This window comes from Pseudomonas sp. Sample_23 (assembly GCF_004307595.1).
GTDB lineage: Bacteria > Pseudomonadota > Gammaproteobacteria > Pseudomonadales > Pseudomonadaceae > Aquipseudomonas > Aquipseudomonas atacamensis.
This window is the reverse complement of sequence record NZ_RCNX01000001.1, coordinates 41,145-56,876: the sequence shown is the minus strand read 5'-3', so window position 1 is coordinate 56,876 and position 15,732 is coordinate 41,145. Positions and strand designations below refer to the sequence as shown.

General features: G+C 56.2%; 13 protein-coding genes. 6 read left to right on the top strand and 7 right to left on the bottom strand.

Going from position 1 to position 15,732, the window contains the following annotated elements; translation table 11 throughout:
- Positions 1 to 39: 39 nt before the first annotated feature.
- From D8U82_RS00235 to D8U82_RS00220, 4 genes are all read right to left on the bottom strand, one after another.
- Entirely contained in the window at positions 40 to 816 is a 777-nt protein-coding gene (locus D8U82_RS00235) for an alpha/beta hydrolase (RefSeq protein ID WP_130901449.1), read from the bottom strand.
- Positions 817 to 841: 25 nt separating this feature from the next.
- Positions 842 to 1,351, bottom strand: a complete 510-nt coding sequence (locus tag D8U82_RS00230) for a cytochrome P460 family protein (RefSeq protein WP_130901448.1) — start codon at positions 1,349 to 1,351, stop codon at positions 842 to 844.
- Positions 1,352 to 1,375: 24 nt separating this feature from the next.
- Positions 1,376 to 2,449 (bottom strand): alpha/beta hydrolase, encoded by a 1,074-nt coding sequence (locus tag D8U82_RS00225; RefSeq protein WP_130901447.1) that lies wholly within the window; start codon positions 2,447 to 2,449, stop codon positions 1,376 to 1,378.
- Between the two features lie 66 nt (positions 2,450 to 2,515).
- Positions 2,516 to 3,868: an epoxide hydrolase family protein gene (locus D8U82_RS00220; protein WP_130901446.1), complete on the bottom strand. Its 1,353-nt coding sequence runs from the start codon at positions 3,866 to 3,868 to the stop codon at positions 2,516 to 2,518.
- A gap of 293 nt (positions 3,869 to 4,161) precedes the next feature.
- On the opposite strand from D8U82_RS00220, the gene D8U82_RS00215 reads away from it, so the two are divergent.
- Positions 4,162 to 5,418 carry an MFS transporter gene (locus tag D8U82_RS00215; protein ID WP_130901445.1) on the top strand — a complete coding sequence of 419 codons (1,257 nt, stop codon included), beginning with the start codon at positions 4,162 to 4,164 and terminating at the stop codon, positions 5,416 to 5,418.
- A 70-nt stretch (positions 5,419 to 5,488) separates the two neighbouring features.
- Here the strand turns inward: D8U82_RS00215 and D8U82_RS00210 are convergent, their stop codons facing one another.
- The gene (locus tag D8U82_RS00210) at positions 5,489 to 6,454 is read right to left on the bottom strand and encodes a quinone oxidoreductase (protein ID WP_130901444.1); all 966 of its coding nucleotides are present in this window, start codon (positions 6,452 to 6,454) and stop codon (positions 5,489 to 5,491) included.
- Between the two features lie 349 nt (positions 6,455 to 6,803).
- Between D8U82_RS00210 and D8U82_RS00205 the strand changes: the two genes are divergently transcribed.
- The 3 genes from D8U82_RS00205 (at position 6,804) to D8U82_RS00195 (ending at position 10,709) form a co-directional block, all read left to right on the top strand.
- Positions 6,804 to 9,647, top strand: a complete 2,844-nt coding sequence (locus tag D8U82_RS00205; protein ID WP_130901443.1) for a PAS domain-containing protein — start codon at positions 6,804 to 6,806, stop codon at positions 9,645 to 9,647.
- The gene (locus D8U82_RS00200) at positions 9,647 to 10,018 is read left to right on the top strand and encodes a response regulator (protein ID WP_130901442.1); all 372 of its coding nucleotides are present in this window, start codon (positions 9,647 to 9,649) and stop codon (positions 10,016 to 10,018) included. The genes D8U82_RS00205 and D8U82_RS00200 overlap by 1 nt, the downstream gene beginning before the upstream one ends.
- Positions 10,019 to 10,091: 73 nt before the next feature.
- Positions 10,092 to 10,709 carry a response regulator gene (locus tag D8U82_RS00195; protein WP_130901441.1) on the top strand — a complete coding sequence of 206 codons (618 nt, stop codon included), beginning with the start codon at positions 10,092 to 10,094 and terminating at the stop codon, positions 10,707 to 10,709.
- 42 nt (positions 10,710 to 10,751) lie between these two features.
- On the opposite strand, the gene D8U82_RS00190 is transcribed toward D8U82_RS00195, so the two are convergent.
- Positions 10,752 to 13,655, bottom strand: a complete 2,904-nt coding sequence (locus D8U82_RS00190) for a winged helix-turn-helix domain-containing protein (RefSeq protein WP_130901440.1) — start codon at positions 13,653 to 13,655, stop codon at positions 10,752 to 10,754.
- A gap of 353 nt (positions 13,656 to 14,008) precedes the next feature.
- Between D8U82_RS00190 and D8U82_RS00185 the strand changes: the two genes are divergently transcribed.
- Positions 14,009 to 14,374 (top strand): hypothetical protein, encoded by a 366-nt coding sequence (locus tag D8U82_RS00185; RefSeq protein ID WP_130901439.1) that lies wholly within the window; start codon positions 14,009 to 14,011, stop codon positions 14,372 to 14,374.
- Between the two features lie 210 nt (positions 14,375 to 14,584).
- Positions 14,585 to 14,935, top strand: coding sequence for a hypothetical protein (locus tag D8U82_RS00180; protein ID WP_130901438.1), 351 nt, complete (start codon positions 14,585 to 14,587; stop codon positions 14,933 to 14,935).
- A gap of 217 nt (positions 14,936 to 15,152) precedes the next feature.
- Here the strand turns inward: D8U82_RS00180 and D8U82_RS00175 are convergent, their stop codons facing one another.
- A complete protein-coding gene (locus D8U82_RS00175; RefSeq protein ID WP_130901437.1) occupies positions 15,153 to 15,479 on the bottom strand; it encodes a hypothetical protein in 327 nt (108 codons plus the stop codon).
- Positions 15,480 to 15,732: the final 253 nt, after the last annotated feature.

Below are 15,732 nucleotides of genomic sequence, written 5' to 3'. Positions count from 1 at the left end.
GAGGTTCACTCCAAGTGCGCATCCGCACGCCGACGGTCATCACTTTGCCGAGGCGGCTTTCTCGATCAGGCGGGCCACGGATCCCGGGTTCGAAACCATCACGACGTGGGACGCGCCCTTGACGACTTCCACTCCTTTGGCAGCGGCGCGCTTGGCCATGAAATCCATGGTTTGCGGCGGGATGTTCTTGTCCTTGTCGCCATAGATGTACCAGGACGGAATATGCTTCCAGGCGGGTGTGCCGGACGGTTCATTGAGCGCCGCCTCCGTCACCGGGCGTTGGGTGGCGGCCATCAATGCAGCCTCAGTTGCGGGGACGTCAGCGGCGAACTGGTCGTGAAACTTGTCCTGCTGGATGTACAAGTCCTTGCCGCCATCGGCAAGCGGGACAGGCGCAGCCAGGGTTGGGCCCAGCGTGCTGCCGGGAAATTTGCCAGCCAGCCCCGCGACGGTTTCACCGGCCTCGGGGGCGAACGCACTGACGTAAACCAGCGCTTTGACGATGGCATGATCGTTGGCAGCGTCGCTGATGACGTTGCCTCCATAGGAATGGCCGACCAGTACTACAGGCGAACGAATGCTCGTCAGCAATGCCGAGATGGCCGCGCCATCGCTTTTTACACCGCGCAGAGGATTAGCGGCCGCCACCACCGCATAACCATCCTTCTCGAGAATATTCACCACCCCATTCCAGCTCGACGCATCGGCAAACGCGCCGTGGACGAGCACGATTGTCGGTTTTTCAGTTTGCGACCAGGCGTGTGTACCCATACTCAGGCTGGCGGCAACGACCAGCGCGACCCATACTTTTTTCATCGCAGACTCCAGGTTTGACGAGGAATTAAGGGGCAAAGCGAGTGAAGACATAATCATGATTGCGTACTCGCGCCTGATGACAGGCGAAGCACGTCTGGTGCTGGGCTTCGTCGACCGGTTTACCGTTGATAAACCGCCCAAATCCCCAGCCACCGGTCGCCGCATATTTTTTCGAGTCCTTGACCATAACTTGCACGGTCGTGGCCGCCCCTGGGATGGACGCTGGCTCGAACTCCGGTGACTGAACGTGTTTCCAGGCCAGCTTTACCAATATCGTGCCGTCAGGAAATGGCAGCGTTGAATGTTGATAAGCCTTGATGGCCAGGTCATTTCCCAGCACCGCGCGCAACTCGTCCAAAGGTGCCGCTTCCTGCGCCGGGGCAATCATCGGCCACAAGCGATAGTTTTCAGGCAGCTTCACGCCATAGATCGGTGAGGCGTCGCCATTACCGGCGTCGCCCAGGGCGACACCGGTGGCGGTCACTGCAGCGGTTGCAATGGCAGCCGACATCACTGCCAGATATTTGAGCTTCATCGTTGCCATCCTTTCAGCCGTTTCTCAAAGGTGATCGGCATCGATCACGGCCTGGGCGAAGGCTTGCGGCGCTTCTTGCGGCAAATTGTGGCCGACACCACCGCTGATCAATCGGTACTCATACTTGCCAGTGAAACGCTTGGCGTACGCCTCGGCAGGTGGATGCGGTGCGCCGTTGGCGTCACCCTCCATGGTGATGGTTGGCACACTGATGGATGGAGAGGCCGCGAGCTTCTTCTCCAGCGCGTCGTATTTGGCCTCGCCCTTGACCAGCCCCAGGCGCCAGCGATAGTTGAAAATCGACACTGCAACGTGATCTGGATTCTGCAAAGCAGCGGCGCTGCGATCATAGGTCGCGTCGTCGAAATTCCATTGCGGCGAGGCCAGCTTCCAGATCAGCTTGGCGAAATCGTGCGTGTTTTTTTCATAACCCAGGCGCCCGCGCTCGGTGGCGAAATAGAACTGATACCACCACTGCAATTCGGCGGCTGGCGGCAACGGTGCCTTGCCGGCGTCCTGATTACCGATCAGGTAGCCGCTCACCGCCACCAAGGCCTTGACTCGTTCAGGCCACAAGGCTGCAACAATGTCAGCCGTGCGCGCGCCCCAGTCATACCCGCCGAGGACGGCTTGTTTTATGTGCAACGCATCCATGAAGTCGATCAGGTCGCTGGCCAACGCGGCAGGCTGGCCGTTGCGCACAGTCTTGGCGGAAAGAAAACGCGTTTCGCCGTAACCACGCGCGTAGGGAATCAATACGCGATAGCCTTGTTTTGCCAACGCCGGGGCGACGTCGGTGTAGCTATGGATATCGTAAGGCCAGCCATGCAGCAGGATCACAACCGGGCCATCAGCCGGACCCACTTCGGCATAAGCAACATCCAGCAATCCAGCCTTGACGTGCCTCAAGGGCCCGAAGGAAACATTACTGCCGGCAGTGATTGGCGCGATGGTTGCGGCTGGTACTTCAGCCGCATACGCCGCCGAGGACGCCATGCTCAGTGCACCCGCTTGCAACAAGACAATCGCCAGAATGGATCGCGCGGAGAGCGTGCGATGCCGTGAAACTGCATTGTGATTCAACGCGACGGTTTTCATGATGGGTCTCCCAAGAGAACCGCGCTGGCGCGGCTCCCTGTGCTCAGATCAGAGTGATGGAACGTTTCAATGGGTCGAGTTTTTCTGCGCACCGGTCCGCAGGGGCCGGAAGGCTTCGCGCAGTTCTTCGCTGAACAGTTGAGGCTGTTCCCACGCGGCGAAATGGCCGCCCTTGCTGACTTCTTTGAAATAGGACAGCGATGGGTAGGCGCGCTCTGCCCAGACTTTCGGCGCGCGGTAGATTTCATGTGGGAACACAGTGATCGCCACGGGCACCTTGATGCTGTCGGTCTTCTGCGCGGCAGCGCTGAAGTTATTGTTGTTGTTCTCCCAATAGAAGCGTGAGGACGACGCGCCGGTGTTGGTCAACCAGTAGAGGCTGATGTCATCAAGCATCTCATCGCGACTGAGGACGCGTTCGGGGTGACCGTCACTGTCGGTCCAGGCAGCGAACTTTTCATACATCCACGCTGCAGTGCCGGCGGGTGAATCGGCCAGCAAATAACCGATAGTCTGCGGACGAGTCACCATCATGGCGCCGTAAGCCGCATTACGACCGAAGAACGTACTGAGGGCGTTGTAGGCGTTACGCTCTGGTTCGGTCAGACCGGCCGGTGCCGGATCACCGCTATTGATCGATTTGATCAGTTCTGGCGGCACAGTGGCTGGCATGTTTAGGTGAATGCCCAGCAAACCGGGCGGCCCGAGGCGGCCCAAGGCGTCGGAGATGACCGAGCCGTGGTCGCCCCCCTGCGAAACATAATGGCTGTACCCAAGGCGCTTCATCAGCACGTCCCAGGCTTTCGCCACACGGTCAGGGCCCCAACCAAGCTCAGTCGGCTTGCCGGAAAAACCATGGCCAGGAATCGACGGGATGACGACATCAAAAGAATCTTCCACCCGCCCGCCGTAAGCCGTTGGATCAGTCAACGGGCCGATGGTGCTCAGGAACTCAAATTGCGAGCCCGGCCAGCCGTGGGTCAGGATCAGCGGCATGGCATTCGGGTTGCGTGAGCGCACGTGAATGAATTGAATGTCGACACCGTCGATGGTGGTGACGAATTCAGGCAACGCATTGAGTTTCGCCTCGGCTTTCCGCCAGTCGTAACCGTTGCCCCAGTACTTGACCAATTCCTGAACCTGCGCCAGTTGCACGCCCTGGGAGACGTCACCCACGGTTTCTTTATCAGGCCAGCGGCTATCGGCGATGCGTTTGCGAAGGTCGGTCAATTGCGCTTCGTCGACATGAATTCGGTACGGACGAATGGCTTGCGATTGAGCCATAACAGCAGTGGCACTCGGCTGTTCAGCAGCAATGCTGGCCGCCCACGCACCGCAACTGGCCGCCAAGGTCGCAATACCGATTACGCCTGCCTGGACGCGCTTGCGCCATGTAATAACGGGGGAAGCCACATGCATAATGAATCTCCTTTGGATATCGGTGCCTTGCTGCCACGACCGGGTCGGTTGACCTGGGGTGCCAGATCGCAGGTCTGAGCGACGTCATCTACAACAGCGCAGTCGACGCAAGCCGATCAAATCACCGGCAGAACTAGGGGACGATTGCACCATGGTGTTGGTCGATACCTTGGTGTTAAGGCGAGTGGAGACTGGCTCCGCCTATATATCAGCGAATAAAAAAGCTCGACGGCGCTATCGCGCGTTGCCAGCATGTGAGTCTTTTCGAAAACAAGAACCTCCAGGAAACATCGATGCGCTCAAAAACAATGTCTAGGAGGGCCGATGACAGTACCGCGTCCTCCTCGCAATGGCGGATCATCTGCCTTTGCATGCTGTTCAATGTGATTGACGGCATGGATGTGATGGCCATGGCGTTCACCGCCAGCAGCGTCGCCATAGAATGGGCATTGTCGGGGGCGCAAATGGGCATGCTGCTGAGCTCAAGCCTGGTGGGCATGGCGCTCGGCTCCTTTCTAGCGGGGCCATGGGCCGATCGTTACGGGCGGCGGCCGATATTGCTGACCGGGTTGGTACTCAGTGGCGCGACGATGCTGCTATCGTTCTGGAGCCCGGACCACGGCTGGCTAATGGTCTTGCGCTTGTTTACGGGGGTCGGTACCGGCCTAGTGCTAGTAGCTGCCAATGTCATGACTTACGAGCGTGCCAGTGTCAGCCGCCGACATCTTGCACTCGCTCTGCAGTCGATGGCTTTCGCATTCGGCGCCAGTCTCGGCGGCCTGTCGGCTCACGCGCTGAATGCCAGCGCCGGCTGGCGGTATGTTTTTTTGCTGGGTGGGTTGATCACGTTGGCGACAGCCTTGACGGGCGCGATCTGGCTGAGTGAGTCGCGCCAGTTTCTCCAGCTTGATCAACGATCGGTTCGCGCGATCACCGCAAGCTCGCCCTATGTAAAATATCGGCAATTGTTTATCGCAGGCCAGTCGATGCAAACCATAGCCCTTGCAATGGCTCTGCTGTTGCTGATGGCGTGCTTCTACTTTGTGATGAGCTGGACTCCGATCTTGATGACCCAAAATGGGTTTTCCGAAAAGCAGGGCGCAGTCAGTGGCGTGTTGCTTTGTCTTGGCGGTATGTCCGGGGCGCTGTTGATGGGGCTGGCCGCCAACCGTCTGGGCTGCCGGCGATTGCTGCTGACTTTTCTGCTTTTCAATGGCGGCGTGATGATGCTGATCGTGCCGGCCGCAGGTGCGGCGGACCTGGCCATAGGTGCGTGCGTAACCACGGGGCTATTGCTCAATGGTGCTATCGCGGCGATCTTCATTCTGGCGCCGCAGGCATTCGAGACAACCATTCGAACGACGGGTGTTGGTGTGGTCCTTGCCACGGGGCGCATCGGCGCAATCATCTCGCCGTTTATTGCTGGCGTGCTTTTGGATGCGCGATGGACCGCACACGATCTGTTCATGTTTTTCGCTGGCAGCCAGGTTCTGGCCGCCTTGCTGGTCTGGCGTGGCTACAAAGGTCCGAAGACGTGCAGCACGCAGTGATCCAATGCTCGAGTATTTACCAGTTCATGGTGGTAGCTCCGGGCAAAATTGATAAGTGAGACGAGGCCGTTTACGGGTTGATGATCAGCTTGCCGGACGTTTGCCGTGACTCGATATCACGATGCGCCTGCTCGGCTTGCGCCAACGAATAACGCCGCCCGATGACGATTTTCAACTTGCCCGCTAACACCCAGTCAAACAACGCCCGGGAGTGCTCCAACAGGGCTTCACGGCTGCGCACAAAATGCATGACCGACGGATACGTCAGTTTGATGCTGCGCGGCAGGGAAAAAATATCGAGAGGCGCAATTGGGTCCATGAACGGGCCATACAGCGCCAACGTGCCGAAGTAATCGAGCAGGCTGACCGAGTCGGCGAATCCCTCTGCACCGGTACCGTCGTACACCACATCGACCCGCCGGCCCTCTGTCAGGCGCAGCACCTGACTGGCGACCTGGCTTGCACGACCGATCACAACATAGTCGGCCCCGGCAGCAATAACCGCGTCGACCTTGTGGGCCTGCGAAACGCGACCGATCACCTTACCACCGCGCAATTTGATCATTTGAGTTAGCATCTGCCCTACTCCACCAGCGGCGGCGTGCACAAAGGCTATATCACCCGGGCTTATGGAATACACGCGGTGAACAAGGTTGCTGGCCGTCAAGCCTTGCATCATCAGAGTCGCGGCCGTGTCAAAGTCGATGGCGTCAGGTAGAGGCACCAGTTGACTTACGGGCGCCAGCACTTGCTGCGCATAACTGCCAGGTACGTAGTGCCAGGCCACACGATCACCGGGCTGGACTTCGCTTACGCCGGGCCCAATGGCCATGACGATGCCAGCGCCCTCCACACCGGGGGTGAGTGGCAACGACAACCCTGAGCCCAGTCCCCGCCGAGTGCCGATGTCCATGAAATTGATTCCCGCCGCCTTGACCGTGACGAGCGCTTGACCAGGGCCTGGTGCTACCAACTGAATGTCCTCCAGTGACATGACTCCAGGTTCTCCAAACGCATGCATTACCACCGCTTTCATAATTGCCGAGCCTGCTCCGTGGACGCTCTGCCCTGCCGAGGTAATGGCAGGAATACACACGTCACGTTGAATTCATTCAATCGTCGAGTGACGTTGAAACCGTTGCCTATGCTGCTCGGAGGGTGTATCTGCGGTGTTTCGCAAAGCGTTGGGTTTGCATGTTGATGTAACTACAGTCGCCAGCGATACACTGACATACAGAGTGACGTTGGAATTTTGCGCAGGGTGCACGTTGCCTTCAAAGATGTAACGTGAAGAGTGTTCGCGTTAAGCGACACCAAAGTATGATGGGCGAGCGCAGGCCAAAAGCGCATCTTTGTTCAATGGCGACAGCACTATGAGAAAGGGTATGACAACTGACCTTAAGCGCGTCATCGACGCGCTGCCGGGTGTGGTTTTGACCACACGGCCGGATGGCTTTGTCGATTACGTCAACCGGCAGTGGCAAGACTATACCGGACGCAATCAAGACGATTCGCTAGCGAACCGATGGCAGTCGGCGATTCATCCAGATGATCGCGCTGAATTGCTCGAGCGCTTGCGTATCGCTGCAGGCATGGACACATCTCGGCAGGTCGCCGCCCGCCTCTTGGGCAATGACGGTATCTATCGCCAGTTCGCCTGGCGTTTCTCGAGACTCGAAGCGACCTCCGACCATCCGGATAAGTGGTGTGCGCTGGCCATTGAAACCCAGTCCCGCGAGCCAGTCGGAACAGGCGACGTGGAAAAGCCTTCTGATGTCGACCTGATCATCGACAGCATCCCGGCGATGGTCGCGTTCATGACGCCGACGGGTGAGTTGGAACAAGTCAATCGCCAAATCCAGGACTACATTGGTTCCCCCCTCGATGTCCTGAAGGACTGGGCAGCCAGCGATACCGTGCATCCTGAAGATTTACCAACAGTTATAGCGGCCTGGACGCACTCGGTCACGACCGGCGAACCCTATATGATCGAACACCGGATCCGTCGCTCAGACGGCGTTTACCATTGGTTTCATGTTCGTGGCCTGCCATTGCGCGACACTCAAGGAAACATTATTCGCTGGTGTGTGTTGCAGGTCGATATCGATGAACGCCGGCGCGACAAGGCACTGATTGCAAAAGCTCTTGCAGAAGTCAGCGCCTCAGAGGATCGCCTGCGCAACATCATCAATGCCGTTCCCGGATTTGTCTGGAGCGCTTCGCCTGAAGGAAGCGTGAGCTTCGTCAATCAACGCTGGTGCGACTACACGGGTATAATGCTCAGCGAAGCTTGCGGTAACGGCTGGCTCGCCTCAATCCATCCCGACGACGCGGAAAAAGTGGAGTTCTACTGGCGAGGGCTTTTGCAATCGGGTAACGCCGGTGAACACGAAGCGCGCCTGCGTCGCTTCGATGGCACCTACCGGTGGTTTTTGATCAGGGCTGTGCCGCAACGGGACGAAGCTGGCCAAGTGCTGCGATGGTATGGCGAGAACACTGACATCGAAGACCGCAAACGGGCCGAAATGTTGCTCGATGGTGAGAAGCGCCTGCTTGGTCTGATGGCTGGAGGCTCGTCATTGTCGGTTATCCTGCAGACACTTTGTGAATTGGTGGACGTCTTTCTCGAGCCATGCGCAGCCAGTGTGATGCTGGTTGACTTGAAGCGCTCCGAAGGTGCACACGAGACGGCATTGCGGATGCATCAGGCCGCGCCGACAAATATGCCTGCCGAATTATTGCCGGGTACGAACGACGAGCCGCTTCGAGCCGAGCGCTGCCCGATCGTCATGGCGGCCACCTCCAACACACCGATCATCTGCAATAACCTGTCTCTCGAATCACGATGGAGTGAATGGTGCAAGACGGCCCTCGCCTATGGTTTCCGGGGATACTGTTCAATGCCGATTACCTCTAACAATGTAAGGATTGCTGGCGTTCTTTCGGTATTGCACAGGACCCCCGAACCGTTTTCACCGGAACAGCTGAATTTGATCGGGCAGTTCACTCATCTGGCCAGTATCGCCATTGATCGTGTGCGTGCCGAAGCTGCGCTCAAGCAGAGTGAAGCCTTTCTTGCCAAAGCCCAACGCCTTAGCGCCACTGGTACGTTTTCGTGGCGAGTCAGCACAGATGAAATCACCTGGTCCGACGAGGTCTATCGCATCCTCCAATTGGACTCGGAAACCACGCCAAGCTTCGACGCTATCTACCGGCGCATTCACCCGGACGACATATCGAGCCACCGCGAAATGATCAGACGGCAACGCCGCAGGGGCCGTGACTTCGAGCACGAGCATCGACTGCTGATGCCCGATGGAAGGGTTAAATATGTGCGTTTGGTCGCGCATTCGATCAAGGATCCTGAAGAAGGCCTTGAATATATTGCCGCGCTACAAGATATCACTCAGTGCCGGGAAGCCGAGGAAGTCCTGAGTAAGGCCCGCTCCGAACTGACGCATCTGGCAAGGGTGGCAAGCCTCGGAGCGGTTACCGCCTCGATTGCCCACGAGGTTAATCAACCTCTCGCCGGGATCATCACCAATGCCAGTACCTGCCTGCGCATGCTCGGGGCCGATCCGCCGAATGTTGATGGCGCGCGGGAAACCGCGCGACGCACCATTCGCGACGGCAATCGAGCCGCCGATGTGATCAACCGATTGCGGGCGTTGTTCTCGAAAAAGAGCATTACGATCGAAAACGTCGACCTCAACGACGCGACCCGGGAAGTCATCGCCTTGCTGCTGGGTGAACTGCAACGTAGTCGTGTCGTGCTTCGTCCCCAATTCGCCGATGCATTGCCGCTGGTTAAAGGTGACAGAGTTCAACTCCAGCAGGTCATTCTCAACCTGATCATTAACGCTGCGGAGGCAATGAACACCACCACCGGCCGCTCCCGGCAGATGATTGTCAGTACCGGTCTGACGGAGGATCAAAGCGTGTTCCTTGCGGTCAAGGACTGCGGAATCGGTGTTGACCCTCATGACATGGAACGTATTTTCAACGCTTTTTACACGACGAAAAGTGCCGGAATGGGGGTTGGCCTGTCAATCAGCCGCTCCATCATAGAACGCCACGCTGGCAAGCTTTGGGCTCGCACCAACGACGGACCGGGGGCAACTTTCGTCTTTACCATCCCACTTCGGTCTGCTTCCCTCGCAGGAACTATGGAATCCCTCGTCAAGCCGAACGCTAATGACATCTCCGACCACGCTATGGAGGGTAATTGATGGGCATTCCTCTGCTCGTTTCAGTCGTCGACGACGATGAGTCGGTTCGTGAATCGTTGCCAGACCTGATCAAGGAGTTCGGCTTCGCAGTTCAGGCGTTTGCTTCTGCGCAGGAATACCTGTTATCCGATTATCCCGACCTCACACGCTGCCTCATTCTGGACGTGGCTATGCCGGGCATGTCCGGGCCGGATCTACTGAAAGAATTGTTGCGGCGCGGGTACCGTATTCCGGTAATTTTCATCACCGCTCTTGAAGACACCAGCGAACATTCTCAACTTCGCCACGGTGACGTCGTGGAGTGTCTGATTAAACCTTTCAGCGAGGCGCAACTGGTCAAGGCATTGAGCGCCGCGCTTCCGTTTGATTAAACCGGGCTGAATACCCAAGGATTGTCTCTTGAACCCGAAAAACGCCTTCGGCCCTAGATACGGAGCATCACCGATGCACCAAGACACGCCCATCGTATTCGTCGTAGATGACGATATCTCCGTGCGTGAATCGCTAGAGCTGTTGATTCGCTTCGCGGGATGGCAGCCGCGGCTTTTCGAATCAGCTCAGGATTTTCTTAATGCGCCTCGGCCGCTCGTGCCCAGCTGCCTGGTGCTGGACATCAATCTGCCGGACCTCAATGGCCTCGAACTGCAAACAACGATCGCCGGCGACAGGCGCAAGATCCCCATCATATTCATCACCGGCTATGGTGATATCCCGCTAACGGTTCGGGCATTGAAAGCCGGTGCAGTGGAGTTCCTGACCAAACCCTTCAACGATGATGTGTTGTTAAAGGCCATGGCCGATGCGCTAGAGAGCAGCGAAGCTGCACTCGAGGGCGAAAAAAACCTGCGCACCTTATTGCAGGCCTACCGAACCCTGACGCCTCGCGAACAAGAAATAATGGCATCGGTGGTCAGCGGACGATTGAACAAAATCATCGCCGCCGACCTCAATATCAGCGAGATCACGGTCAAGGCTCATCGAGGCAAAGTCATGCGCAAAATGAAAGCCCGTTCGCTCGCCGAATTGGTAAAGATGGCCGCACTGATTACCCCCATCAATTGAGGTTGCCCACGCTAATCGATCGTTTCGCTCCGGACCGCCTGATCACGACGGGTGCGAGTCGCCCAAAGCTTTCTGCCAGAGTGCTTCCAGTCGGCGCACGTCCAGTGTGTCGAAGCCTTCCGTTACCCGCTCACGGCATTCCCTGAGCAATTCCTGCGCTTGCAGCCGATTGCCCTGTTCCAGCCATGATTTGGCCTGGTCCATTGATATCCTTAACTCCCAGGCCCAGGCACCCTGCTCCCGACTCAATACGCACGCTTGCTGGAGCACGTTCAACGCCTGGAGCTCGTCATCGCCGTGCATGACCCTGATAAGGCCCGACTTGATTCGCAGCAATTCAGGCAGCGCAAATGCATCACCGCTGGCGCGGCAATGGCTGATCGTGCCGTCCACCAATTTCCGGGCTTTTTCATATTGCTGATTCAGAATCAAGCCTTCGGCCAGCGCGATTTCGAATGAGGTCGTGAGCAGTTCGTAGCGCATGCCGTGCAGCTGCGTCAGGCTTTCTTCAAGCACCGCGACGGAGTTGTCGGACTGCTCGGCGCGGATGGCAATCGCCGCACGCAGGCCATGGGCTGCTGCAATGTAAGGGCCAAGTGCATTGGATTCGGCGATCGTGGCGAAGCGCTCAAGACTCGCTGCAGCCTTCTGCAAGTCTCCGGTCCAGATGTAAATGCAAAGGATCCAAACCATCGCGATGCAGTAAGTGACCGAATGCTGCAGAGCGGAGGCCTCGGCCTCTATCTGTTCGGCCCAGTGTCGGGCTTGGTCAGGAAAGCCCTGCAGCCAGAGTGTGCGAGCCAATGCCAATCCGGTGCGATTACGATGGTCAAATCCGTAGTAGATCGTGCCACTGCGTTGTGACGGCAAGCTGTTACGTAATGAATTTTCCAGTTGCTGACGAGCAAGTGGCTGGTTACCAAGCAGATGATGCGAAATACCGGCCAGTGATGCAGCAATGGCAATCGCCTCGGGTTTGTTCAAAAGGTTGCCGACCTCGCTGGCCTGTTCGGCCCATGCCAATGAAGAAGCAAAATCGCCGATGCGCTCATAGAAAATCTGTAGCCGTCCGAGCAACCTGAGTTGCGACCAGTAATCTGACAACGCAACGGCGATGTCGAGTGCCCTGAGCAGCGCTTTTTCTGCCGCCTCGCTGTTGCCACGGGTAAACATCAGTACCAGGCCGAGCGCGGCTTGCAACTCCATTTCAGTAGGAGTGCCGAAGTACCCCAGTTCCAGTAACTCAGCCGCCCTGGTGCACCAGGTCCGGCACTCGACCAATAATGAAAAGTGCAAAAACAGCGGTGCGCTGCCGGCGGCCAGTGGCAACGCGAGTCCCGGATCACCTTGTGGCCCGAAGCTCCACTCCAGAGCACTTCTTACATTGCCCAACTGGCTTGCCAGGCGCGCCGAATTCTCGAAAATCTCGTTAGGCGAGGTACCCAGGTGCCCCAGCAGATCCATATAGAAAGCCGCATGCCTGAACGCCAGAGCGTTGACTTCGATATCCCCCCTGGTGGCCAGCTTCTCCCGGGTGTAGGCGCGAGTCATCTCCAGCAGACGGTAGGTCCACCTCAAATCGGTTTGATCAATGGTGACCAGCCCTTTGCAGACCAACTCATCCAGAATCGCCGCGGCAGCGGCTATCTCGATCTGAGTATCGGCGATGACCTGGGAAGCCGCCTCCTGAGAAAACGGTCCGACGAAGACCGAAAGCCGCTCCAGCGCAAGACACTGCAGCGGCGACAGCAAGTCATAGCTCCAGTCGAGCATGGAACGCAGCGTCTGATGCCGCGGCAAGGCCGTCCTGCGCCCAGACCAGCCTAGAGAAAAACGCTCGCCCAGCAACGCGTGGGTGGAGGTCAGTCCATGGCTGGCTACACGCATTGCCGCCAGCTCGATCGGTAATGCCATACCTTCCAAACGCTGGCACATGTCGGCAATTAACTGCGCATCAGCATCGTTCAACATCAATGCTGCGTTAGCTGATGATACGCGCTCGAAGAATAATTTTATTGCTGAATAACCCAGCAGCTGTTGGATGCAAAGGTGTTTGGGCTCGCGGGGAAATTCGAGAGGATTGAGCCAGTGCACGTATTCGCCACGGGCTCGCAGTGGTTCCCGACTGGTCGCCAGAATCCCGACATTCGGGGCCGCATCACTGATTTGTTCAACGATCGCTGAAACCGCATCGATCAAATGTTCGCAGTTGTCGAGTATCAGCAACACCCTCTGCGTGCGCAAATGCGCGAGCAGTACATAAAGGGAGTCCTCGGCCTGAACAGGTATCTCTAGGGATCTGGCCAGCGCCGAGAGCACTAGTGATTGATCTTCGACCTGCGCTAGATCGACGAAACGGGCAGTCTGGTAACCCTGTGCGCAAATGCGGTGCGCCACCTCGATGGCAAGGCTGGTTTTACCAACGCCCCCGGGGCCGACGATGGTAAACAGTTTGGGCTGTAGCATGTGATCGACAACTAATTGCAGATCGATCTCGCGTCCGAACAGCTTCGCACGCGGAGGTAGATGACTTAGGTTGATCACTGGGCCGCTGCCGCTGGTTTCTGCAGCGATAAGCGCTTGTTGGCTCCCGGCAAGTTGTACTTCCAACGGAGCCACAAATGCATATCCCACACCTACCTGCGTGGCGATGTATCGCGCATGGACGTCACCATCACCGAGAATGCGTCGCAGGGCAGTCATGTGAAAGCGCAGACTGCCTTCCTCGACAATGATATCGGGCCATACCTGCTTGATCAGTTCGCTCTTGGTCAGCACCCTGCCCGGTCGTATCAGCAAGGCGATCAATAAATCCAATGCTCGCCCACCGATTTCAACTGGAGCTCCATTTTTTTCAAGCAACCTTTTCGCGGGCACGACGCAGAACGGGCCGAAAATATAATGGGTAGTGTTTAATTCGTGCGATTCGTCTGGAAAGGTCTCCACGAGGATCTCTCTCAAAATAGGGCGTTCGCCGGTTGGAAGCCGTTCGTATAGGCTTCGAAATCATAGGTATATTGCACGATCTTTTAAATCAGATCATTCCAACAATCGCTTGTTATTGGCCGAATAAGCGAGTGGCATGGTGGGGAAAGTGGAGCGCGTAAAAGCCATTAGATTCGATTTTGGCACCGTGCAACGAAGATACCCACATGTCATGCTGAATGCCGGCTTTGGGGCGATTTCAGGCGTTCAGGACAGGCAGGTACCGGCCAAGAGCAGACTGTGGACAGGTAGCCGGTGATGTCTCTACGCCAGGCGACCTAGTGACGGCACAGCGCTAAAAAGGAGTATTCACGTTGGAAGTTGCCATTGATCGAGATAGCGTTCATGCAGGAGACGATCTGGGAAGCCATGCGACGTCGATCACACTCGATCCATCAGCAACGCTGAGTGCCTTAATCGAAAAGATACAAAATGCGGGCTACGTACCTAATATCAATGGAGGCAAGGCTACTTGGATTATTTGTTCGTCTGACAAACCAGTAGGTGTTTTAGCGCAGCAATGGTCAGAACCTGAATTGACCGTGCCGCCCGAGAGCATCGTGGATCAATATTTCGGAAATACCGAACCTCGCCTTCTGTTCAGATATTGGTGCCAGGCAGATCCAGATCAGGTTTTTTCGCATATCAAGGCCGGAAACGAGCCACCGTCACGATTTTAGGATTGACGGCGGACATTTCTGTCGATCAATGCGGTACAGATGACTGCCATGGGGCGGCTTCGGCCAGATGCCAGGTGCAGCCCTCGGCCCGAAGCATGCGCCAGTGATGCCAGGCTTTCTGCTAATAGAGCAGGCCCGAAATAGCAGCGCGGCGTTGCAAAGGTAACGCCCACTTCGATCCAAATTTGGAGTTATTACTGGATGGACGAGATGGAAGTGATTGAATGCCCCACCGGCGAATTCGCTGTCAGGACAGTTGCTTGGGAAGCGAGAAACTCGCAGTGGGTATACTCACCTTCAATCATTAATACTCATGCCGGAGCGGTCATTCTCACTTTCTCCGATAATTATTGGTCGGCGGACGAGATCACGTGGTGCAGCGGTACAGTCGTTCACCTAACTCTTCGAAAATTTCCTGGCGATCATAGTCCTTCCCATCTCGAACTCCTTATTGATTGTGCCAATGAAACCGGAACTGTGGGCTCAAGACCAGCACGCACCTTTACAGAGATTGAGATGGAACTGGAGTCCGCATTCGTGAAAAAGCCAAGTAAGTCTTAAGCACTGACAGCACTCGGCGTGGTTCACGGAACAATAGCTTCTGGCCGAATCGACAGGCGGCTACGGGTCGAAAGCGGCGAGTCGTGATCGGCAGCTTTCGGCCAAAAGCGGACATAGGCAAACGACAGCCAACGACAGTTCCTGCCGGTCACATGGCAGAGCCGGCAATGTAGAATGGCGATATTCAACCTTTCTTAAGGTTGAGGGCTCGACGAGATCACTTGACCGCTTCAAAAAGGGTGTATGTCGGTTTTTCTCTGCCCATTTGAATCAAGTAAAACCTTTCGGCATCATCAACCAAGTGAATTTTATGGCAGTTAAGAAGGTTTCTAATTTTTATCGCCCAACCCAGCCCCTCCGCCCAGAGCTCGTCATACTTATAAGTGTCGCCGTAAGGATTTTCACTATGTAACACGCCACCGCATCTATCATATAAAATTTCAAATTCGCTTCGACTCAAAAAACCCTCTGTAATAGGCTTCAACTCTGTCTTGTATTTTTCTCCAGTTACGGGAATCTGATTAATTGGCTCTGGATAAAACATGGGGTTAAGACGCTCACTAATTTGAGAACCCGCTTTGCATTCCAGTCGCTAGCGTATTCCGCTCTCGCTTCAGAGTATTTCTCTCTATTGGCAATTAATGACCCGAAAGCTATAAGCTCCAGAGTTTTTCTAAATTGCAAATATAGCGACTCTACGTTTATCGGCAAAAAGCCCATGTTTATTTTGCCCTAAAGAAGAAATCCAATAACTTCTGTGCGATGCTTGGATTCTTGCATTAAATCACAATACTTTT